This is a genomic window from Planctopirus limnophila DSM 3776 (genome assembly GCF_000092105.1).
GTDB classification, from domain to species: Bacteria; Planctomycetota; Planctomycetia; order Planctomycetales; family Planctomycetaceae; genus Planctopirus; species Planctopirus limnophila.
Window position 1 is genome coordinate 4059502 of sequence record NC_014148.1, and the last position, 22482, is coordinate 4081983.

Sequence of the window (22482 nt, forward strand, 5' to 3'; positions counted from 1 at the left end):
TCAGCCCGTTGAATACAGACAGGCCATGAGGAATACACCTCATGGCCTGTCAATTTTTTGCGAGAGTGATATTGAGCTTCGTAGGAAGCTATCGATCATTCTTTAATAGCGAACTTCACCACCGACCGTCAGTCCCTGCAGGAAGGCATCTGTAAATCGAGGATTCAATCTCAAATTTGTCTCAGGAGGGTTAGTCTGTGTGGTCGCGTTGTAATCCACATTCATGTAAGGCCGACTGACCATACCTGTCCACATCCCTTCCCAGCTCACAAAAATCGAGAAGTTCTGCGTGACATGAACCTTACCCGAGACTTGCAGATCCAGAATGGGACCGAAGGTTGTGTCTGTGACAGTTTGACTCACAAGTCCTTCGCCCTCAAGCACATTCTGATCCGACAAGGTGGCTTTGTAGGAGTTCAAACCAATCAAGGCTTTAGGTTCCGCAGCCAATGAGAACCTCTTGCCGACTAACTCGGCCCGCAAACCAACCTGTGGCCCGTAGTAGTTGTTATTGACGCTGGAATCAATCGTCGTCGTATAGGTCGTCGCTGCAGGATCGGAAGGATCTTCACCCGCCGATGTATTTACACCGACCTGTGAAAATGTTTCTCGGAAATTCATGTAGCGAAAACCAATCATGGGTCGCACTTGAAAGAAGGCATTTGGATCAGGTGCATCGACCACATAATTCGCTTCAGTCCCCCAGATGCCAGTTCGTAATGTCGCCTGGTAGGAACGATCAAAGCTGAGAAGTGCGTTACTGCCATCGACATCCAGTGGAATCAGTGGGAAAATCCCGTCCAATGTCCCCGTGCCGGATGGGATCTGCACGCCACCAACAATGCTTGAAGTGTTTGTCTGCAAACTAAAGACACTGGTTTCCAATGTCCCTTCAAAAATCGGTAAGCCCCACGTCCCACGAATACCGTTGTTATCCTTCAGCGAGATGGTATCCAGATTTTGCACCACACCCTGACCAATGAGTGCACCAGTCACCAGATCAGTCGCAGGGATTAATGCCCCGGGATTATTCCGAAAGCCCGAAAGATCAGTACCCACGACCGTATTTCCAGGGTCTTCCACATCCCAGAGCAAATATTCGAGACGGAAGAAACCGTGGCGGAAGGTGTTCTTCAAGGCCTTCTCGATCGGCGAATCGGCATACATCCAGCCACCGTCATCCGGATACTGCGTGTAAGTCGTATTCGGCATGTTCCCATCAATGAAGCCATTCCCTGGATAACCATAAGCTGGTGGAAATGGCGCCGAGTATCCCTGCGGGCCATATCCATTGGGATACCCGCCATGCGGGCCCTGAGGCATCATCCCCTGCCCGTATTGACCCTGCCCTTGCGGGCCGGGACCAAACGATGGCTGGGCATACCCCCCAGAGCCGTAAACGCTGTCAGCCTGAGGAAACGATCCATCCTGCGCGAAAGCATTCGAGCTCATCGCGAGTGGTAGCAGGCATAATGTGGTGAAAAGGTACCGCACCGGCATGTTCACCTTCCCAGGTCGAGTGTCCACAGTAGGGGCATCCTGCTGGCGACAAGACTATGTGTGCTCGACTGGTCTCACCAGAGATACCCTGGTCCCAAAGCACACGACAATTCCGAATGTGTCGTATGTATCGGTTGTAAGAGCCAATCGACTTGCCGCTTTCCCGTCCCGGGCTGTTAAAAAACTCCGGCAATACCGTCTATAGCGAATCTAACGGCGAAACATGCCTTTCCTGAATCGGCAAAGTCTGCCATTCACTTAGGCTTGACCTGTTTTCGATTTCGCGCCAGCCATCTCGCAGAGACCGCGCAATCTCGAATAACAAAGATGGATCAGGCGAAGTGGCGGGATATATTCAATGGTCATCAGCGAATGCCTGTCAGACCATTGGGAGAGTTCCGCATGCCTTCCACCACAATTCTTAACTGCAGCAGATGGATTTTTTGTCAACTCCGACACGGATTCCTGACTTTCACTCTCTTGATGTGCTCTGCTTTCACATCGATCACAGCTCTGGCAGACGAACTGAAAGTCGACGAAGTGCAGCGGTTGATTGATGCCTACACCCGCAAGCATCCCGCTGCCGTTGTCGCAGCTAAAATCATCCGGCCCGCAGGTGACCTCTATGTGACTTCCGGAGAGTTCATTCCTGAGGAAGTCCTCCGAACTGACAAGTCCAGCACTGAAAGATCTGACACTCAAAAACCCAATGACAAACCAGCACGTTCCGCTGATGAACATTCCCTCTTTGCCCTGGCCTCGGTGACCAAAACCTTCACTGGGGTCCTTCTGGCACTTCTTGCCGAAAAGCAGGTTCTCTCCCTCGGGGATCCTGCCGTCGATTATCTGCCGCAAGCCTGGAAGCTCCCGAGCGAACATCAGGCGGGTATCGAGCGAAAAATCTCACTATTGGAACTGGCCACACACTCATCCGGCCTTCCTGTCCAACCGCCAGATATTGTGAGTTTTGCCAGGCAACACCAGACCGAAAACAATCCCTATTCTCTGTATGACCGCAAGGCTCTCGAACAGTCTCTTCCCGGAGTCAAGCTCAGCCATCCGATGGGCGAAAAGTACCTCTACTCGAATCTGGGGATGGGCCTGTTAGGGCATGCACTGGCCAATGCGACCAACACCGCGACCTTTGAATCCGCTTTACAGACTCATCTGCTGGAACCACTCGAGCTTCACGAGACGAGGGTCCATTTAACACCAGAAATGCAGACGCGACGAGTTCCGACTTTCAATCAACAAGGGATCGCTGCACCCACCTGGTCGTTTGCGACTTTAGAAGCCTGTGGCGGGCTCCACTCCTCCATCCATGATCTGACAAGGTGGGTCAAAGCCCATTTTCCACCCCCGAAAGATACTGAGAATCCCAACACCGACGAAAGCCTGCTTCCACAGCGACACTCTTCCCCAGAGATTTCCGCTGCGTTCGCCAACAGTTTAAAGACTCATTTTCCCCAACATCCCGACCCGTTGTCGAAAAAGCTTCAAATGGGACTGGGATGGCACTTGATAACCATTCCTCTGCCGAAAAACACGATGCCCGACAACCACAAAAATGAACATCGCCCCAGCAGGAAAAGGATCGCTTTTCACGCTGGGGCGACAACCGCCTCAAGAAGTTTTGTCGCTCTCGATGCCGAACATCGTGTCGGTGTGATTCTGCTGGCCAATGTCCCGCATTCGCTGGACGATATCGGCATCCAACTGATGCAGCGATTACTGACCCACGAATGAGCCCATTTCAGAAGTCATCCAACTATTGCCGACGGAATCGATACTCTTCATTTTTCGAATCGAAATCCGCTGCTGCTAACTGCTGGCCAAAAGAAATTTCTGTGTAGCTGTAGGCCTCCAGTAAGGTTTCCTCATCGACAGTCTCCGCGTCGGCAGTACCACTCGATGGCCAGGAAAAGTTTCGAATGCAAACGGGAACTTTCCACTCGTTATCAATGATCGTGATTGTCTTGCGATAATCCGGCGAAACGTCTTTCGAACGGTATTCCACCTGGAATGCCGTACAAGGACGATCCCCAAACGTCTCGCCTTCCAGCACATCACAACTGGCAAAATTAGCCGCTTGCAAATCCATAGTGTGATAATGAAGCATCAGTTTCGTCAGCTCGAGTAACCCCGCTTTTGTCACAGGATACCGCGATTCGGCCATCGCCAGCGAACTTTCAGGTTCAATCGAAATCGCTGGTAAGCGGGCCTTCCAACCACCGGCATGCACAATCATCTTGTCTGCATTTTCACCGGCGACATACAGCACTTCTCGACCTGCATCACCAGTCAGCCATTTCAGATAAATACTGAATGGCTGATGACGAATCTTGACGTAAATCGACTGCTCTTCCGTCAACTCACCAGCCACCAGCTCCTGCTTCGTGAACTGGGCGGTGTAATCCGGTGTCTGCTGCAGAAAAGCCAATCCTTCACGCAGCATGCTCACTTTTCGCCGCAGATTCGCAGCTTCAGGAGTCTCCGCGGTCACTGGCTCAACCTTCTCGATGACGCTCCGCCCCATCGAATCGGCAGTGGTCGCTGTCGCCATGGCCACTTCAATCGCAGGATTCATGTCAGAAGTGGCCGAACTCTCTGCAGTTAAATCCGTTTTACTCTCAGGTGTCGATCTAGCAAACGACATCTTGAGTGGCTGAGATTTTTTGACCACGATCTGGCGGTAGTCAGCACCGGCAATCGAGGGATCAAATTCGAGACGAAGCCCGATCAAGGTCACAAGAGCCAGAGCCACGGCTGTTCCATTAGCACGATGAACAGTCGGCAGACTCCAGTAAAGACGAATCATTCGACGCATACATGGGGTTTCCTGGTTGGGGAGCCACAGTCGATCACGGAGAAACGAAAGGCAATTTGCGTCGGGGGCAGATTCCACAAGACAGGATGCGCACTCACAGTTTCGACCCAAACCAGGATGCGACCAGGTTGGCCCAAGCCAAGCCTTGCCCAGATCTCACCGAGTTCATCATCGGCAAATAAGCAAGCTGGTTATGAGGCACGAGTCGATGACATCCGCAGGATTTGCCAGATGAACTGCCGATCAGCGAGAAAGAATTGCCAGGAAAGAGCCCACCACAAAGAGAATCGGCGAACCTTGCAGAACTTCCGCACCCCGTTTGTCTCTGACTGATCGACCAGACTCCTCGGGACACATGCCCCAGCCGTCAGAGTCTCGCATCGGAATATGACGAAAGAATCATCTGGCTTACCGGTTGTTCAGGATCGATGTTCTCACCTCTGCCAGCAAATGAAGCCGGCACAAGATTCAAGCTGCGGAAGAAACGTCCGTTCAACAAGGTGGATTTGCCACGAATAACGGATCGGATTTGCCGCGAAACTGAGACATTGGTTGAAAACCAGCCACATCAGTCGAATTTCACGAGGTAGACTATCCACACGAGGACGATGGATTGTGGAATTCTCTCAGCAGACGCCATTGTTAACCCTGATCTTGACCAGATGATCTGGTCACGTTGTATCGCGATTAACAATCAACACGAAGTTAATGATTATCCGAGCGGGGCCGGGCTTTTCTCTCGAGAGGGGCTTCTGCCGCGAAGACCATTGGCAACTTATGATTCAACTGGATCGACTGACGAAAAAGTTCTCAGACTTCAAGACGGGTGAACGTCTGGCACTTGATCACGTCAGCTTCGATGTCAAACCCGGCGAAATCTTTGGACTACTGGGCCCCAATGGCGCAGGTAAAACCACCTGCCTGAGAATTCTCAGTACTGTCCTTAAACCAAGTTCCGGTTCCGCCATCATCGCCGGCTACGACGTCGCCACTCATCCTGCTCAAGTTCGCGCCCGCATCGGCTTCATGTCGAATAACACCGGCATCTACGACCGCATGACCGCCTGGGAACTTGTCGAATACTATGGTCGGCTCTATGGCATTCCGCAGGCACAACTCACTCAGCGACTCGAAACGATTTTCAGCACATTGCAGATGAATGAAATTCGCGAAGTGCTCGGCTCCAAAATGTCGACCGGTATGAAACAGAAGGTTTCCATCGCCCGAGCCATTGTGCACGATCCACCCGTCATGATCTTCGACGAACCGACCAGTGGACTCGATGTGCTTGTCGCCCGCAGAGTGATTCACGCTGTCGAATCACTGCGAGATCAGGGCAAGTGCATCATCTTCTCGACACACATCATGCGTGAAGTCGAGAAACTGTGTGACCGCATTGCGATCATTTATCGCGGACGCATCCTGGCTCAGGGTTCCATTGAAGAACTGCGCGATACACATCATCAGCGGGATATCGAAGAACTCTTTTTTGAACTGATTTCCGCCTGCGATGCCGAAGAAGCTGAGCACCTTCGTGCCAATGAAGACTCCATCAATCCCGGCCTCGACGACACCAGCACGAACGTCGAGGTGAGACCATGAACTGGCGCAATGTCTGGCTGATTTTCCGCCGCGAAGTTCTCGATCAATTGCGCGATCGCCGCACATTATTTATGGTGGCTGTTTTACCATTACTGCTGTATCCCGCACTGGGAATCGGCATGATGCAGTTGACTGTACTCTTCAGCGAGCAGCCTCGCACGGTCGTGATTCTGGGAGCTGCTGATCTTCCTCCGCCTCAACTGCTCGATGGTCATCGCTTTGCTCAAGCCTGGTTCGAGACCAATACCGAGAGCCGGAACAAGCTCGAAGTCATTACCGATCTGCCACCAGAAAACGCAGACACAGAAAACTCCAAAGCTTCATCTGCCGATGCTGAGCAGCCGACGAATACCACAAAAAAGTCAGCCGCTTCACCTGCCGATCTGGCTCGCCGACAAAGAATCCTCAACCAGGCTAAAGAACTTCAGGTTCTTATTGAACAACTTAAACTGCTCAATCCCGCTGCGGTCGAAAGAGGTCGCCCTGCAACTTTACTTTCCCCCGAACTGGAAGCCACTCAGGTTCAACTTCGCAAAACGATGAGTGAGCTCTTTAAGCAAAGCGGCATTCAGGTTCTCATTATCATCCCGCCCGATTTTGACCAGAGTATCGAAGCCGTCAAGCAGCAACTTGCCAGTCAACGTAGCCAGCCAGGCGAAGACAGCGCAAAGGATGCCATTGCACCACTGGCCCCCACCACACCACTGACACCTGCGAACAACTTCGACTACCCCCGACCACTCATTATTCGCAATCGTGCGGATGACAAATCGGTGATTGCCTACACACGCGTTGTTGAAGTGATGGAATCGTGGGAAAGGCAGATCCTTCGCGATCAACTGAAAGCCGGTGGTCTTCCCGAACAATTGCCCACACCCATTCGCGCCCACGTCGTCGAACTGGCCGATTCTCAACAGGTCGCGAATAACGTCTGGAGCAAGCTCTTCCCGGCCATGCTGATCATTATGGCTGTTACCGGCGCGTTTTACCCCGCCATCGATCTGGCTGCGGGTGAGAAAGAACGCGGCACTATGGAAACCCTTCTTATCTGTCCGGCCAGCCGCACCGAAATCGTGATTGGCAAATTCTTCACTGTCATGGGCTTCAGTATGGCCACGGCCGTGCTGAATCTCTTAAGCCTCAGCTTCACCGGCAAGTATGTCTCATCGCTAGCAGCATCCAATCTCTCTCGCAATGTCGATCTGACACTCCCGGCATTCTCATCGCTTGTGTGGGTTGCCGTTCTTCTCATCCCCATTGCTGCTCTCTTTAGCGCACTTTGCCTCGCACTGGCGACATTCGCGCGAAGTTCTAAAGAAGGTCAATACTACCTCACCCCACTTTTGATGGTGACGTTAGGACTCACGGTCTTCTGCCTCTCACCCGCTGTCGAAATGCAGCCGTTCTATAGTATTCTGCCAGTCGTTGGCCCAGCCTTGCTGTTAAAAGAGCGACTCCTCGGGACTGCCGATTCATATCTTCTGTGGCTCTATTCCATACCGGTACTGATCACGTCGGCCGGCTACAGCCTGCTGGCTCTCTGGTGGGCGATTGATCAGTTCAGTCGAGAGGAAGTCCTCTTCCGCGAATCCGAACGCTTCGAACTCAAACTCTGGCTCAGGCAACTCCTCCGTGACAAAACGCCGACACCTTCCTTTGCCGAAGCCGGCGTTTGCTTTGTCGTGATCATGCTGCTGCAGTTTGCAGCTCTCAAAATGTTCCAGCAACCACTCAGTCAGGCCAAGCCCGATGAACTGGGCGGGATCATGCTCAAACTGATGATTGTTCAACAGGTCGCCATCATTGCCACTCCCGCCCTGATGATGGGAATCATCCTCACAACGAGCGTACGGCAGACCTTTCAATTCCGCTTTCCGAAGCTGCGCTATCTGGCAGCCTCAATCATACTGGCATTGAGTGTCTTCCCCCTGTCGCTGGAACTCTCCCATCGACTGGCCTGGTTCTTCCCACCGTTACCAGAAAGTATGAAGCTGGTCGGCGAACTCCTCTCGAAAAATGAGCAACCTCTGTGGTTACTCCTGGTCGCCTTTGCGATCGCACCTGCGATCTGCGAAGAACTGGCTTTCCGAGGATTTATCCTGAGTGGCCTCAGGCAGGGCGGCCGACATGGCCTCGCCATCGTCATCTCGGCCATCAGCTTTGGCATCATTCACATGGTTTCACAGCAGGTTTTCAATGCCGCACTTCTAGGGCTGATCATTGGTCTTCTGGCCGTTCAAAGCCGGAGCATTTATCCGGGAATGCTCTATCACTTCCTGCATAACGGGATGCAAGTGGGCCTGAGTCAAATACAAACTCAACTGACGAAACCCGGGTTCCATCAGACTTTCATCACGGTCTCTGAAGGCGAACTTGTCTTCCGCCCGCTGCTGCTCCTCCTCTGTGCATTGATTGCCATGGCGGCACTCACCTGGCTCGTCAGCCAGCCATATCCACCTCGTGAAGATTCCCCCGCACCAGCGAACTGATCTGGCACATGCTGCCCAATCCATCTGTACATTCGTCACGACAGACATGGGTTGACCACCTGGCTGGTTAATGTCATCTCCAACACGCCAGTTCTGTCCCAGCCATAGTGAGCCGGGCACCTCGAAGGACTTTCGAGATTCGGGAACTGGTCTCCTCAGCCATCATCACGATCACATCTGCAGGCATGCCGAGAGGTGATGTTTTGTAGAAATCGTGGAGTTTATGGAGATATCAAGATGACGCGTCGCGATCTCACACACATTACGTTCGTGCTCGATCGATCGGGTTCCATGACATCGATCAAAGCCGCCACCATCGAAAGTTTTAATGCCTTTCTCAATTCCCAAAAATCATTGCCCGGCTGCGCCACGATGACTCTGGTGCAGTTCGACTACGCCTACGAACTCCTGGCCAATATGCAGCCACTCGACGCGATACCTGAACTCGACATTGAGACATTCATCCCCCGCGGTTCGACCGCATTACTTGATGCCATGGGCCGGGCGATTGCTGAAACTGGGGAAGCACTTTCAAAGCTGCCCGAAGCAGATCGCCCGGGAACGGTGATCTTCGTGACGCTGACCGATGGTGAAGAGAATTCGAGTCTGCAGTTCGACATGGCGACCATCAATCAGCAGATCAGCCATCAGCGGTCGGTCTATCAGTGGCAGTTTGTTTTCCTCGCAGCCAATCAGGATGCGATTGCCACGGCAGCGAACCTGGGGATCGGTGCCGGCCAGGCACTCCGTTTTGCCAGCGATCCCGAAAAAGTAGCCGCCACTTTTGACATTATGAACGCACAAATGCAGAAGGTTCGCGCTGCGAAAATGGCCGATGACGACGAGGCTGACCCACTCCTCAGTGAAATCGAATTCACCGACGCGATGCGAATTCTGGCGGATGAATAACTCTTCACTCAGACAAACGTTCGCATAATAAACCACTTGTGCGCGGGCGTTCACTCAGGCATGATCTTCCACACAGTTGTTTTCACCCACTTACCGGTGCGTCAAGGGCCACATACGCATGTCGGACACGACTCAAATCCTGCGCCAATGGATGTTGCTGCGGATTCTCTCTGCCCGTCGGCAAGGCGTCACTCTCAAGGCGTTGGCCGAAGAACTCAAGGCGTCGACCAAAACCATACAACGCGATCTCGCACTGCTCCAGCAACTGGCTTTCCCCATTGACCAGGAGGTCTCTTCGCACGGACGCAAACTCTGGAAAATGACTGATACCACCGGCATACCAGCCCTCACATTCACTCTCGAAGAAGCGGCCGCTCTTTACTGGGGAAGTCAGTTCCTCGAAGGGCTGGCTGGCACTTACTTCTGGCAAGGCTCACGTACGGCTCTCAAGAAAATCCGCACAGCTTTAGGAGCACCGGCACTCAAACACCTCCAGAAACTGGCCACAGCCATTCATCTCACAAACGCCAGAGTCGTGGATTATGAATCGCGGGCCGAACTGATCGACAATTTAATGGTCGCGATCGAAGAACGCCGACTCACAGTAATTACCTATCAATCACTTCGGGCGACGGAACCGGTCACACTTTTAGACATCTACCCCTATGCCCTGGTTCATCACAAGCATGCTTTATATATCATCGCCTGGTCACGGGATCACGAGGCTATCCGCACCTTTAAGGTGGATCGTATCAGCCACGTCGAACTCCACGGCTGGCAATTCAATCGCCCCGAGGATTTCGACCCGGCAGCCCACCTAGAACATTCGTTCGGCATCTTCTCGAGCGATAAAGCACCAGAAACTGTGAAAGTCCGCTTTGCTCCTGGTGTCAGCCGCATTTTAGAGGAAAAACAATTCCACCCCAGCCAGAAACTCAGCACTCAGCGAGATGGGAGCATTCTGGCCGAATACCAACTCGGCCCCCTGGAAGAATTCACCTCCTGGCTCCTCAGCTTCGGCCCCCAGGTCGAAGTATTGGAGCCTGAACACCTGAGAACACGAGTCATCGACTCCCTCAGGCAGACAATCCATCACTACGAAAAACCAGGCTTACCGCCAACTTCGGCACTAGCACCTAAATTTTCATTATCAGCCAAGCGGAAAGCGAAATAGCTGACTGTTTATTTTATAGATAATGCCTATCCACTCGATCTGCGATGTACCAAGGCTCTACCCCGATGTTTGATTTCAGCGCCAAATTCGAACAACTGACTGGCAGCCCACCTTTCCCGTGGCAAGCAGCTCTTTTCGAAAGAATGACCACCGGCAAGGAGGTCGATATCCCTTCCGTTTGCCACATTCCCACGGGATTAGGCAAAACCTCGATCATTGCCATCTGGTTGCTGGCTCTTGCCAGACGACCGAATGACCTTCCCACACGCCTGGCTTATGTCGTCAACCGCCGCACAGTCGTCGATCAGACAACGACCGAAGTGGAACGCATTAAGAAAAATCTCTCTGCGGCGAACCTCGGCATCCGCGATCTGATGATCAGCACATTAAGAGGGCAGTTTGCCGATAATCGGGAGTGGTCGAAGAATCCCGCCTTACCCGCTGTCATCTCTGGCACTGTGGATATGATCGGCAGTCGGCTCCTCTTCTCCGGCTACGGTGTTGGCTTTAAGGCGCGGCCACTCCATGCCGGTTTTCTCGGACAGGACACACTGTTAGTTCACGATGAAGCGCACCTGGAACCAGCTTTCCAGAAACTGCTTGAATCGATCATGAGTGAGCAGCAGCGAGAACGATCGACCTCGGATGTTCCCTGGCGACCGCTGCAAGTCATGCAACTTTCAGCCACCATCCGTTCGGATGATGACAAAAGCAGCCAGAAATCGCCCCCCTTCGGGCTCAGCCCGTCGGATGAAAAACATCCGGTTGTGAAACAGCGTCTTCAAGCCACTAAGACCATGACCTTGCAGGAAGTCGCTGATGAGAAAAAACCTCTCGTGGAGGCCGTTGTCGCTCGCGCTCTCGAACTTCGGGATTCAAATCGCACAGTGATTATCTTCCTTCGCAAACTTGACCATGTTGAAAGTGTTCAAGGAGAACTCGAAAAGAAGAAACTTTCGGTACAATTTCTGACAGGGACACAGCGAGGTTACGAACGTCAGCAGATGGCCGATCCGACATCACCCACCGGCTGCCCGATCTTCGCCCGCTTTCTGCCCCCCCCCAAAGCCAATGACTCGCAAAGTCCATCGTGGAAGGTAACGCCTGCAGCAGGGACTGTTTACCTCATCTGTACCAGTGCCGGTGAGGTGGGTGTCAATCTCTCTGCCGACCATCTCATTTGTGATCTTTCCACCTATGAAAGTATGGCCCAGCGCTTCGGCCGCGTAAATCGGTTCGGCGATCGTGACGACAGTTCGATTCACGTGATCTATCCCTCGACATTCACCGGCGAAGATGTATTTAGCCCACCACGGGAAAAGACACTTCTGCTCCTTCGGCAACTTGAAGGCGATGCCAGCCCGGCGGCTCTATCGAAGCTTTACAATGCACGATCAGAAGAGGTTCATCAAGCATTCACCCCGCTTCCGACCATACTTCCCGCAACCGATATTCTCTTTGATACCTGGGCACTGACATCCATCAAGGGAGAACTCCCGGGGAGACCACCCGTCGAACCTTACCTCCATGGAATTGAAACCTGGGAGCCACCACAAACCACCATCGCGTGGCGCGAGGAAGTCGATCTCCTGAATGCAGAAGTTCTCAAAGAGCACCCTCCCGAACAATTGCTCGAAGAGTTTCCCTTATTGCCTCATGAACTCGTCGTCAATACCAGCGAGCGCGCGTTCAAGCATCTGGCAAAGCTGGCCGAACGACATCCCGAAACCATCGTGTGGATGATCGACCGCAAAGAGAAACTCACGCTCGTCCCACTGAAGGAAGTAGCCAACAAGGATCGCAAGGAACGCATTGAACACTGCACCATCCTCCTGCCACCTTCGATTGGCGGCCTGAACAGTGGCCTCCTCGATGGCGACTCTGAAGCACCTGCACTTGATGTCTCCTGCAAATCACCGACCTCAGAAAACAAGCAACGCTCACGACTGCGGGTTACAGAAGATGAACTCCCATCTTTCCTCAAACAAACTAGGGAGATGCGAGTCGTTCGACAGATCGTGCTGGAAGTGGATGAATCGGATACGACCACGCCCGTATCACAAGTTAATACCCAGGAATCATCGACGCTTGATGATCTGGAAACCGAGTCAACCACTTCACCCGCGAACGGAAAAATCTGGCTCTGGCTGGCAACCCCTGCTCGAACAGGCTTAGGAACGCTGGGTTCAAAGGCACCCATCGGGTTGCAACACCATGTGGACGATGTCGTGCGTGAAACAGAACAGATTCTCAAAGAATTGAAGCTCCCTGAGAAGTTGAAGGCTGCTGTCCGCTTGGCTGCGAAGTATCACGATGAAGGCAAACGAAGACCTTTCTTTCAGATGATGCTGGGAAATCGAAATTTTCCCGATGTTCTGTTGGCCAAGTCTCAGACCGGCACTGGGCGAATTACAGAAACTTATCGTCACGAATTCGGTTCACTCAGAGATATCACACATGATGCGGAATTCAACGCATTGGAGCCCCATGATCAAGATATCGTGCTTCATTTGATTGCTGCCCACCATGGCCGGGCCAGGCCTCATTTTTCGGCTGATGAAGCCTTTGATCCTTTTGCGCTGGAGAGTGAATCCATCGCTTTCGCTACAGAAATCCCCCGTCGCTTTGCAAGGTTACAACGCCACTACGGCCGCTGGGGTCTGGCTTATCTGGAATCGATCTTAAGGGCAGCCGATTACGCCGCCAGTGCTCACCCTTCTTCACGCGAGGAGCCTGTTCATGAGTAACGATCAACCCGGAATTCGCGTTGATGTGGACGTAACCAACCCCGGCCAATTCTTCGCCTGCTGCGGCTTACTGGAACTCGCCGACCGCCTCTGGCCCGGTGCCGAAGGCTGGTTTGAACCGGGAAGTCGCACATTTAACATTAACTGCGTCGGGACGCTCCAGACTCTCGTGATATCACTGCACGAAGCAAAGTTGGTAAGCACCATGACGGCACCGCAGCGTCGTCGACTCGAAGAGCTATCTTCCCTCAAAGCAAAAGAGTTGAAGGAACAGCCATCACTGGAAAACGAGAAAAAGGAACTTGAAAAACTGCGTAGAGAATCGCCTCTAGTGTTGCTGGCTCCATTTTCAATCCGACTTGACTGGTTTGAAGATGAATTCTCTGGGGGTGGTCGATTCAAGACATGGGCTGGCCAGCAATCAGTGGAATCAATTTCAACATCCATGAAACACGCACTGAGCACTTTTACTTGGTGGCCACACCCTCCGAAGACACTGCTGGACGAAATCTCTCACGAAAATGGATTGGGCTTCAACTTTGATTCCCATGTAAGTAGCCAAGGATCTGCTCTTGATGTTGGTTTCAGCCTTGATTCACTGTCTACAAACTCGACGACCAGAATTACCGTAGGTGCCAGACCATACCAGGAATTTCTTACATTCGTCGGCCTTCAGCGGTTTCGACCATTAGAAGTCTCCAACGAGAACCGGTTCTTGTATCAAGCTTGGACAACTCCACTCAACCCACTTCTGGCGGCTGGAGTTACCTCTTGCACCATTGACGCGATTGCGCACCTGACATTCGAGTTTCGACTCTTGTATCGAACTAAGTATCTGAAGAGTTTTCTAAACGCCACACCCTATTCTGGAGCGACAAATGTCCTTGTCTAAGAAAATTGATGAGTTTCTGTCATTGAATGGCCCTGCCGCATTGGTGATTCGCGAGCACCTGACGCCCGTCGAGGGCGAAGATGGTGTGCTATTTCCTCCAACTTATGCCGCCCAAAAGTCTGGCGAACCCGGCGGATACAACATCGACACAGATGCACAAGGGCAGTCGATTTGTCTCATCGACAGTGTCGGTGCTCAGGCTAATCGCATCGAACCGATGTTCGAAGAAGAACCTTACTCGTCCCTCGTTCCACAAATTGTCGTCAAGGCGGGTGAAAAGGAAGTCAGTATTTTTGAAGCTGGTCATCGGGCGGGTGACGCACTCGTTCGCTGTTCGGAACTTCAGCAGACTTTACAGGATGCCTTTAAGTCTGTTCTCAAAGGTGATGCCGAGCCACTCGCCAAGATCGCACCCACTTCCTTAGTCTTCGGCGTCTGGGATTCACGCGACACCCAGGCCAAACTTCCACGTATCATTGGCTCGACCATCCGCGCTTATGATGTGAGCAGACTCAAGCGCTCCGCCCAGTTCAATCCTGCAACAGAGTATGTCAACGAAGGCTTACTCCCTGAGCCAGCGGATAAAACGGCCAAAGATGCTTTTGCTGAACGAGGATTTATCCATGTTCCAGCCACAGGCTCCCATGGCGGCATCATTGCCCACGGCGGTATTCGTCGCGATGCAACATTAGCACTCACAGCTATTCGCCGCCTCTTCGCAGGCAAGGATGACGCAAAGACGCTCAAACTCCGCCGCTACATTCTTGGCCTCTCCCTCGTCGCCTTTACTAAGAATCCTGCGGGTGACTTGCGACAGGGCTGCAATCTGGTGCTGGATCCTTCCAAACCACGAGAATTTGTTGAAGTCCTGCCGACGGGAGAACGAAAACCCGTCACATTCACCCATGAAGACGCACTGGCGTTCGCCCAGCAGGCCGCCCACGATTTCGGCGTCGGCGAAAGCCGGGTTGTCCCCTTCGACAAGCAGCGGGCACTCAAGGATGTCAGCCCCAAGGACAAGGAAGAGAAAAAGTCTAAGCCGAAAGCCGCCAAGTCTTGATTGGCAGCGACCGCCTGAGTTGCATCTTCGATAAACAGCCTCTCGTTCCTTGCCTGTAGCTGGAGCATTGATCGTGTCGTATCTCTGTTTGACTGTCCGACTTCATCAACCGCTCTTCCATGGCCAGCGGGATGGTGGTGAGCCAGAGTGGCCTCCTTCACCTCTGCGTCTTTATCAGAGCCTTGTCGCTGCAGCGGCAGCACAAACACCGGATGGTGACCCGATGGCAGTGGCCGGAGACGCCTTACAATGGCTGGAACGGCAGCCTGCACCGGCGATTATCGCTGCCAAGAGTCGGCTTTCCGTGACTCCGTATCGGATGTATGTCCCCAACAATACGGCTGATCTGGCGGCTTCCTCCTGGTCACGCGGAGCCACCGATACCATCACCGCCAGGGTTGAAAAGGATATCCGGCCGCTTCATCTCATTCGGCCAGCTGATCTCACAGAACCGGTTCTTCACTATCTTTATGATATCGGTGAGGCTCCTTTTCCCTACCTGGAGATTCTTGGGAGGCTGGCACGTTCGATTACACACCTCGGGTGGGGGATCGATCAGGCCTTTGGAAATGCCACGCTTCACGCGACCATGCCTGCGTCTCAAGCGGGCGAAGAACTGTGGTTACCAGTCATTGACCCGACAGCCACTCAACTCCGAGTCCCTATCAAAGGCTCGTTGCTCGCACTTTCGGCCAAGCACGGGGCCTTTTTGAATCGATTGAAACAGGATCTTTTTCACCCTGTTCCCCCACTCACTGCTTTTCAACTCAAGGGATATCGCCCGGATTCTCTGAGACAGGCCCAACCATTTGCGGCCTTTCAAATTCTCACGATCGACGGTTCGCGGATGCGACTGTTCGATACCACTCAAAAATCTCTGGTTGTCGCGGGTATGCTCCGCCATCTTGCTGGGCAGGCCGCTCAAGAATCCCGCTGGTCTGATGCCAAGATTAGCAGCGTGATTTTTGGTCACGCCACTCTCCGCAATTCCAATGGAAATCAAGAGCGGCATGTTCATCAGCACAACCCGCAACGGCAGGAAAGCCAGGATATTGTTGGCCCGGATCGACTCGCCTACCTGCCTCTTCCCTCAATCGAGTTTCGTGGCCAGGGTTTATCTGTCGGCAGTGTTCGTCGAGTCCTGATCACGACGTTTGGTCAAGGTTGTTTTGAAGAAGTCGCCTGGACTCGAAGAGCCTTGAATGGTCGCGATCTGATCAGTGAACACAATGGGCATGCCACGGGAATGATGGCTTCGATCCCAAACTCTGAGAAAATGGTTCAACGCTACACAAATGCAGCCAATACCTGGGCAACGGTCACGCCGGTCATCCTCCCCGGGCGTGATGATCGCAATCCACGCAAGGCAGAAAAGCTCATTCGAAAAGCACTGTTGCAGGCAGGTTTTACTGAATTTCTTGCTCAGAATGCCGAGTTAGAATTGCGCAATGTTTCGTTCTGGCCAGGTAGTGACCTCGCCTCCCATTTTCGAGTTCCCAAGCATCTCGAAGCTTATCCTCGATACCACGTTCGGCTGAAATGGCCCGCCTTGGGGCAGGAACCTCTCAAACTCCCCGGAGTTCTCTGCATCGGAGGTGGCCGCCACTATGGGCTGGGGTTGTTTGCTGCGGAGAGGGTGAGTGAGTGAGGTTGTTCGTGGTAAAAGTCTGGTTGCGAGCTGCTACATTTTGCGTAACAACGAGCAACGATTGGGATTTGTTCTCTGCGAGTGGAAGTCATGGCCTGAGTGAAGGGAAAGCTGATTTGACTTTTCCCTGCTCGATGTAATGAAGATGGCGGATTCCTGCCAGCACTCGATGAGTTTTCGTCAGTACCTGAAGTTCGTACACGAGCCGGAAGCGTCAGCGACGGGCCTATTCAATTCATCGCTTGATCACCACAGGTTCCGCTTCAACCCTTTGCAAACCGGATCTTTTTTCTTGATTCGAACTCGCTCCCGATCACGAGATCATTGATGCGAATTCCCTTCTGAAAATGACCGTCGCTGACGCTTCCGCCTCGTCCCGTCGTTGTCGGTTCGTTGTTATTCGAAGGCAACGATCGTGGGACTCGGGCAGGGCGCACAGAGTTACCGGTTCGGAGCGGATTCTTTCAGTAGTTGTTTCATTCCTTCGCCGAGTGCTTCACCAATGAGGAAGTAGCTTTCGGCATTGCCGAACCAGTGGTGTCCGTGGGTGGTGTTGGGGGAGAGTTCGGCTGGGCGTGCGAAGTCGGTGGTTTTGATGAAGAGGGCATTGTTGATTTGCCCGGTCCCCTGCTCCTGCGCTTTTCGGAACTCGAACATATCGCCGCTGGTGACAGGGCCCCCGTTGCCGAGCTCGCCCACGACGACCGGCAGGTTTGGCGAATCGAATTCTTTACGGAGATCTTTGACGAGGTTGACGAGATTCTGTGCGTACTCGGCAATCGCTGGCTTTTCGCACATATCGTTCCAGCCCTGTTGCCAGACAAATCCGGCGATTTCGTACTTCTGATCGCCCAGCTCAGCGAGAGCGGCACGGACTTCTTCGACCATCTTTGTGTAATAAGGCCCGACCTGGCCGCCGGAACTGGGAGGCCTGAAATCGACGAAGAGGCTTTTGCCGCCCCAGGCGGTTTTGATCAGCAGGACGGGTTCGTCAAGGTAGTCACCCATCACAAAACCAAACCCCAACTCGGGCCCGATGTGGCTGCTGCCGCCATAGCCGGTATAGCCTATTGTCAGCCCCCCTTTGCGGACCTTATCGTCGACCTTGAAGGAGATCTGCACATCATCGCGGATGACCCATTCGCCCTTTTCGTTTTTCAGGCGTTTGAGTTTTTCGGCGCTCTGGGAGTGTTTCATCGACCAGACGAGGTTTCCTTTGCCGCCGTTGTAGTCTCTCTTTCCATCCATCGAGACCACGCCGTGCCCTTCCATGTTGGATTGACCGGCGAGGATGAAGACCTTGAGAGGCTTCGCTTCGGAGTTGGCGGCAATGCGGACAAGTTGCGGGGATGCCTGGGAGGCTTTAATCGCAGTGATCGTTTCTCGGACGCACTTGGCCTTCATGCGCATGAGATGCCTGGGAAAGTCTTTTTCGTCCTTCTCGAAGTAGTTCGCGATTTGAGTCAGTTCCGGAATGACGGCTTTGGCATGGGAACCATAGGTGAGGAGGATCTCCATAAGTTCGGGAGTGCGTTGTTCACTGGCCCAGGGATTTTGATCGCGAGTATAGGTGACGAGAGCGTGCATGCCTTCTTCGATGTGGTGCTGCGAGAGGAGGCGCAGACCTTCGACGCGAATTCCATCGGCGAACATTTCACCGCTGGGGGCGGGCTGGATGATGGCCTCGTAGATGGCAGGGAGGAGAGGCTTGATTTCTTCAAGTGAGAGGTGTCGATAGACGGAACCAATGCTGCCGCGAGCACGACCATCTTCGTTCTTGAGGCCTGCACGCACGGCTTTGTAGAGTGCCGGGCGATCAACACCATCCAGCGAGCGGCCGAGCATGCCGTCATCATCAAACAGAGCGAAGGAGAGATATCGCTGCTGCATGCCGCGAGGGTCGTTGATTCGATCGACCTGAGCGAGCAGTTCGAGGAGTTGAGGGACAGCTTTTGTGGCAGGGGCACCGATGGCAGCCAGTGCTTCAGCCGCTTTGATGCGGAGCCAGAGGTCTGGATGCTGCAAGGTCTTCTGGAGGGTATCGACGGCAGGTGCTCCGCGTTTGCGGAGGAAGATCAACGCCTGGCAGGCACCATAGCGAGTATCGAGACTTGGAGAGTCGAGCATCTCGATCAAGCGCGTGACGGGAGGGTTCTTGCGGCGTCCCATAGCCATGGCAGCGCGCTCGCGCACGACGGGCGACCAACTTTCCAGACGCTCAATCAGTTGTTCATCGCTGAGTGAATCGTAGAAACTTTTGCGATCTTTGTTATCCCAGCCACGCCCATCAACAATCAGCGATTGGGCGGCGGTGGCGTCGAGTTCGGTCACTGTACCCGGCTTTTTTCCAGTGAGGTAAATCTTCTTTAGCGGCATGGCGTAGGCCAGCAGATAGCTGCCCGTGCTATCCCAATCTGCGTAGCTATCGCTTCCCGGTTCGGGCGGGCCTTGATGCAGGTAGCTGTGATCCCAGCGGCGTGCGAGGTCGAAGTACCAGTTTCCATATTCCTTCATCCAGGCACCAGTCGCGTTTGGTCCGGCTTGAGCAACGCCGGGCATGGCCCAGAGGATGTTGAAGAAGTTGCCCGTATGTCCGCAATCACGCTCCGGTCCGTGGGAGGCAAGGCTCATGTGCGAGAAGAACTCGGCCCCTTTGGATTCCCCCAGTATGTTAAATAAGACGGCGGCCATACCGCATTTGCCGTTATCCTCGTGAGTCTCAATCCAGGGATGATGGTCGCCATAGGGAATGGCACCTTTGCCGACATAAAAGCGGAGCAGTTTCATACTGCGCTCAATCGCGAGATCGAGAGCAGGATCTTTGACGCCTGCCTCGCGAGCCAACACCAGTGAGATTGTCAGCGGCAGACCGGGAGAGTTCATCATGCCATAGCCGCCGAGACGACCATCGGGCTTAGCGAAACCATGACCCCATGAGCCGACCGCACTTTGCCCCTGGGCGGCTTCGAGTGCGAGTCGCTTTAAGTCAGGCATCACGGAATCATCGCCCGTGGCGATCTTGTATTCTGCAAGGAACATCGTGACGTAGCCGTAATACCAGGTCGCCATGCCTTCGTTGCGGTAGCTGGCGGCCCACTGGGCTTCTTTCTGAATGAGTGGCAGGAAGCTTGGGTCTCCGCTGGCCAACAGAGCGAGGGCATTGAGTGATCGGGGAATGGGATCGAGATGCTGAGCATAATCGGGAGTGGCCATCCGCCGGGCGAGTTCGCTGCAACCTTGTTCAAGAATGAGCTTCGATTTCGGGCAATTGTAGGGAGCGGTCGCGCTGTAGGTTCCGAGGATGGGGAGCTGGACCACAACCTCGTCTGTGCGACCATTGCGTGAACGGGTGAGAGTCAGGTGGCCCTGGCCGGCTTCAGATTCTGCCAGAGTGAGTGCTTGGCCCATTTCGGTGCGTGGGTCATGGGAAAACGGCTTGCTGCCGACGCCGAGAATCACGTCGCCAACTTGGAGAACACCTTCAGCGGGAGACCCTTTCTCCACTTTGGTGATCCTGATCTCGCGGGCATCGGAAGTGACCAGTTTGTCACAACGGATCCAGCCGCGGAGGCCCGTGGCACCGAGATTCCAGTCATGCTTTTGGTCGGCAGCCACGCACGAGCCAGCCACTGCAAATAAGACCGTGAGCACGAGGACATTAAGTCTGATTTGCATGCTGATGACTTTTTAATAAGTGGGGAAAGTCGATTCTGGCTGCCAATTCAACGAAGCCCACAGGGGCCGGGATTCAATCGATCATGCCGCAGTTTGACGAACTGACTTGCAGTACAAACTGTAATTGTACGCAACAACAGGATGGGTTACGCCAGAAATCGGGGAAATCTGCAACAGCTTGGCCTGTGGAACAATTTCGACGAGTGATTTGGCAGGAGTCGTGTCCAGCGACAGGCCGATGCCTGCGTTCGCATCCAAGGCGACACGACATGCCTGTTGAAGATGATTGCTCAAGATGAGGTCGGTGCTGGGACGGAAAAACCGCCTCTTGAGAGTGGTGAAGTCTCAAGAGGCCTCGCTATATTTATTGGCACACATCATTCTTTTCACCAATCCAGCAGAAGACGAGTGTTTAATCTGCGACGAGGACGTGGTGGGGAGAAGTATACAAATCGATTAAAAATTAAGGCTTAAGTTTATTCTCCTCTTAACCTAATTCTTGTTTGAAGCACGGTGCGGCGATGGTTGGTGATTCCCATGCCTGGAAAGAAAAAGAGTGGGAGCGGTATGCAAACGAGCTTGTCTCGATAGATCACGGTTTGCGTGGAGGATCGTACCAGAGAATTCCGGACCGAAATGGTGACTGCGGATTGGAAGGCGTCGCGGATAGCGGCGACGGATACCAGTCATACGCGGATCAAGGCACCGCAGATGCCGACGAGAGAATTCAAAAACAGAAGAACAAGATCTACATAGATCTCAAGAAGCTGGAGACCTACAAAGACTTTTGGACCGCTTACTTCGAGGATCGGAAGCTCACACGCTGGACGTTGCTAGTTCCCAAGTTTGAAGACAAGGACGTTTTGAAATACGCGAAGAAGCGAGCGAAGGAAACCCGGAAGCTCAACCTGCCATTTATCGACGACAATTTCGACGTGTATGTGAAGTCGATCGAGGATTTTCCTGCTGCGACATTGATTGTCCGTGATCCTCGTTTGCCAAGGGGCGACGGAAAGCCGGTCTCTGCCAACAAGGTCATCGAATTCAAAATGCAGGAACCCCACTTTGTACAGATGATTGATAAAAAACTGAAGAAAGCGATGCCTCACGCAACCGATACAGAGCGGGAGGCTTATCGGGAAAAGCTTCTCAACTGGCACCTTCGCTCTGATAATTACCAGAAGGGCCTCGAACGCCTGTATCCTCCGCAGTGGGAAGACTTGCAGGAGCTGATATCAACGACAGGGGAATCAATTGAGTCGGAAGGACCTTTGGACTCCCGAATGCCGGGAACGAGATTGAATGAGACTCGTAAGGAATTCGCAAAAACGCTTGAACAAGAAATGCCATTTATCTTTCAAGCAGATCGTGACATTGTCTCTTGGGGAACCATCGCACTCTGGTTAGGGATTTGCCCCTTGGATTTTCCGGAGAACGGAAATGACTGAACTTACTCTGGAAAACGCACTTGATGTACCCTTCACGTTTTTCCGTCGGCCGACGCCCATGCCGTGCGATGTGCGACCCGTGTGGCGGATGCACGTCCTCGTTCTGCTCCTGAATCAATGCCGTGGCGCGAAGGCTGGTTTTGAGCAAATTCACGTACTCAATTGGGCGATCCGATCACCAGAAACGCGAAGGGCCTTCCTGCAATTCATCCAAGGCAAGCGGGCACCGAACGATATCATTGTTCGATACGATCCGAGCCTCAATCGAGCAGTGCGTTTCGCATTCGCTGAAGGTCTTGTTGTCCATCACGAGACGGAGCCGAGCCTAATCGAAGACGAAGATGAAAAACGCGCTCCTGCATACCGCGTCATCTTGACAGAAAAAGGCCACAAGCTCGTCGCTGAAATCAAGAAGATGGATGACTGCTTTACCACTGAAAAGCAGTTTTTGCAGGAAATCGGAGCAAAGATAAGCCAGAAGCAAGTCAAATCGCTTTTCACCTGGAGTTGA

At 53.2% G+C, this 22482-nt stretch carries 14 protein-coding genes; 11 read left to right on the forward strand and 3 right to left on the reverse strand.

Annotation, left to right across the window (positions count from 1 at the left end; all coding sequences use genetic code 11):
- Positions 1 to 102: 102 nt before the first annotated feature.
- Positions 103 to 1500: a BBP7 family outer membrane beta-barrel protein gene (locus PLIM_RS16125; RefSeq protein ID WP_013111386.1), complete on the reverse strand. Its 1398-nt coding sequence runs from the start codon at positions 1498 to 1500 to the stop codon at positions 103 to 105.
- Between the two features lie 483 nt (positions 1501 to 1983).
- Here PLIM_RS16125 and PLIM_RS16130 point away from each other — a divergent pair, with 483 nt between their 5' ends.
- Positions 1984 to 3246, forward strand: coding sequence for a serine hydrolase domain-containing protein (locus PLIM_RS16130; protein ID WP_196349462.1), 1263 nt, complete (start codon positions 1984 to 1986; stop codon positions 3244 to 3246).
- Positions 3247 to 3268: 22 nt separating this feature from the next.
- Here the strand turns inward: PLIM_RS16130 and PLIM_RS16135 are convergent, their stop codons facing one another.
- Entirely contained in the window at positions 3269 to 4327 is a 1059-nt protein-coding gene (locus PLIM_RS16135; protein ID WP_013111388.1) for a DUF1571 domain-containing protein, read from the reverse strand.
- Between the two features lie 777 nt (positions 4328 to 5104).
- Between PLIM_RS16135 and PLIM_RS16145 the strand changes: the two genes are divergently transcribed.
- From PLIM_RS16145 to csb2, 8 genes are all read left to right on the forward strand, one after another.
- The gene (locus tag PLIM_RS16145; RefSeq protein ID WP_013111389.1) at positions 5105 to 5929 is read left to right on the forward strand and encodes an ATP-binding cassette domain-containing protein; all 825 of its coding nucleotides are present in this window, start codon (positions 5105 to 5107) and stop codon (positions 5927 to 5929) included.
- Entirely contained in the window at positions 5926 to 8418 is a 2493-nt protein-coding gene (locus PLIM_RS16150) for an ABC transporter permease subunit/CPBP intramembrane protease (protein WP_013111390.1), read from the forward strand. The genes PLIM_RS16145 and PLIM_RS16150 overlap by 4 nt, the downstream gene beginning before the upstream one ends.
- A gap of 237 nt (positions 8419 to 8655) precedes the next feature.
- The gene (locus PLIM_RS16155) at positions 8656 to 9327 is read left to right on the forward strand and encodes a vWA domain-containing protein (RefSeq protein WP_013111391.1); all 672 of its coding nucleotides are present in this window, start codon (positions 8656 to 8658) and stop codon (positions 9325 to 9327) included.
- 118 nt (positions 9328 to 9445) lie between these two features.
- Positions 9446 to 10501: a helix-turn-helix transcriptional regulator gene (locus PLIM_RS16160; protein WP_013111392.1), complete on the forward strand. Its 1056-nt coding sequence runs from the start codon at positions 9446 to 9448 to the stop codon at positions 10499 to 10501.
- Between the two features lie 65 nt (positions 10502 to 10566).
- On the forward strand, positions 10567 to 13248 hold the full coding sequence (gene cas3g / locus PLIM_RS16165) for a type I-G CRISPR-associated helicase/endonuclease Cas3g (RefSeq protein ID WP_013111393.1): 2682 nt from the start codon (positions 10567 to 10569) through the stop codon (positions 13246 to 13248).
- Complete coding sequence (gene cas8g2 / locus PLIM_RS16170; RefSeq protein WP_013111394.1) at positions 13241 to 14140, forward strand: type I-G CRISPR-associated protein Cas8g2; 900 nt, start codon at positions 13241 to 13243, stop codon at positions 14138 to 14140. The genes cas3g and cas8g2 overlap by 8 nt, the downstream gene beginning before the upstream one ends.
- Positions 14127 to 15200, forward strand: a complete 1074-nt coding sequence (cas7g, locus tag PLIM_RS16175; protein WP_013111395.1) for a type I-G CRISPR-associated RAMP protein Csb1/Cas7g — start codon at positions 14127 to 14129, stop codon at positions 15198 to 15200. Before cas8g2 ends, cas7g begins: the two co-directional genes overlap by 14 nt.
- Positions 15201 to 15273: 73 nt before the next feature.
- Positions 15274 to 16848 (forward strand): type I-G CRISPR-associated protein Csb2, encoded by a 1575-nt coding sequence (csb2, locus tag PLIM_RS16180; protein WP_013111396.1) that lies wholly within the window; start codon positions 15274 to 15276, stop codon positions 16846 to 16848.
- Positions 16849 to 17289: 441 nt separating this feature from the next.
- Here csb2 and PLIM_RS16190 read toward each other — a convergent pair whose 3' ends face one another.
- Entirely contained in the window at positions 17290 to 20523 is a 3234-nt protein-coding gene (locus PLIM_RS16190) for a DUF6288 domain-containing protein (RefSeq protein ID WP_013111397.1), read from the reverse strand.
- A gap of 521 nt (positions 20524 to 21044) precedes the next feature.
- On the opposite strand from PLIM_RS16190, the gene PLIM_RS16200 reads away from it, so the two are divergent.
- Both PLIM_RS16200 and PLIM_RS16205 read left to right on the forward strand, forming a co-directional pair.
- Complete coding sequence (locus PLIM_RS16200; protein WP_013111398.1) at positions 21045 to 21971, forward strand: hypothetical protein; 927 nt, start codon at positions 21045 to 21047, stop codon at positions 21969 to 21971.
- Complete coding sequence (locus tag PLIM_RS16205) at positions 21964 to 22482, forward strand: hypothetical protein (protein ID WP_013111399.1); 519 nt, start codon at positions 21964 to 21966, stop codon at positions 22480 to 22482. The genes PLIM_RS16200 and PLIM_RS16205 overlap by 8 nt, the downstream gene beginning before the upstream one ends.

Coding starts and splice junctions, on each gene's coding strand:
- PLIM_RS16125 (WP_013111386.1), bottom strand. CDS start 1,500: ATGCCGGTGCGGTACCTTTTCACCACATTATGCCTGCTACCACTCGCG.
- PLIM_RS16130 (WP_196349462.1), top strand. CDS start 1,984: ATGTGCTCTGCTTTCACATCGATCACAGCTCTGGCAGACGAACTGAAA.
- PLIM_RS16135 (WP_013111388.1), bottom strand. CDS start 4,327: ATGCGTCGAATGATTCGTCTTTACTGGAGTCTGCCGACTGTTCATCGT.
- PLIM_RS16145 (WP_013111389.1), top strand. CDS start 5,105: ATGATTCAACTGGATCGACTGACGAAAAAGTTCTCAGACTTCAAGACG.
- PLIM_RS16150 (WP_013111390.1), top strand. CDS start 5,926: ATGAACTGGCGCAATGTCTGGCTGATTTTCCGCCGCGAAGTTCTCGAT.
- PLIM_RS16155 (WP_013111391.1), top strand. CDS start 8,656: ATGACGCGTCGCGATCTCACACACATTACGTTCGTGCTCGATCGATCG.
- PLIM_RS16160 (WP_013111392.1), top strand. CDS start 9,446: ATGTCGGACACGACTCAAATCCTGCGCCAATGGATGTTGCTGCGGATT.
- cas3g (WP_013111393.1), top strand. CDS start 10,567: ATGTTTGATTTCAGCGCCAAATTCGAACAACTGACTGGCAGCCCACCT.
- cas8g2 (WP_013111394.1), top strand. CDS start 13,241: ATGAGTAACGATCAACCCGGAATTCGCGTTGATGTGGACGTAACCAAC.
- cas7g (WP_013111395.1), top strand. CDS start 14,127: ATGTCCTTGTCTAAGAAAATTGATGAGTTTCTGTCATTGAATGGCCCT.
- PLIM_RS16190 (WP_013111397.1), bottom strand. CDS start 20,523: ATGCAAATCAGACTTAATGTCCTCGTGCTCACGGTCTTATTTGCAGTG.
- PLIM_RS16200 (WP_013111398.1), top strand. CDS start 21,045: ATGGTTGGTGATTCCCATGCCTGGAAAGAAAAAGAGTGGGAGCGGTAT.
- PLIM_RS16205 (WP_013111399.1), top strand. CDS start 21,964: ATGACTGAACTTACTCTGGAAAACGCACTTGATGTACCCTTCACGTTT.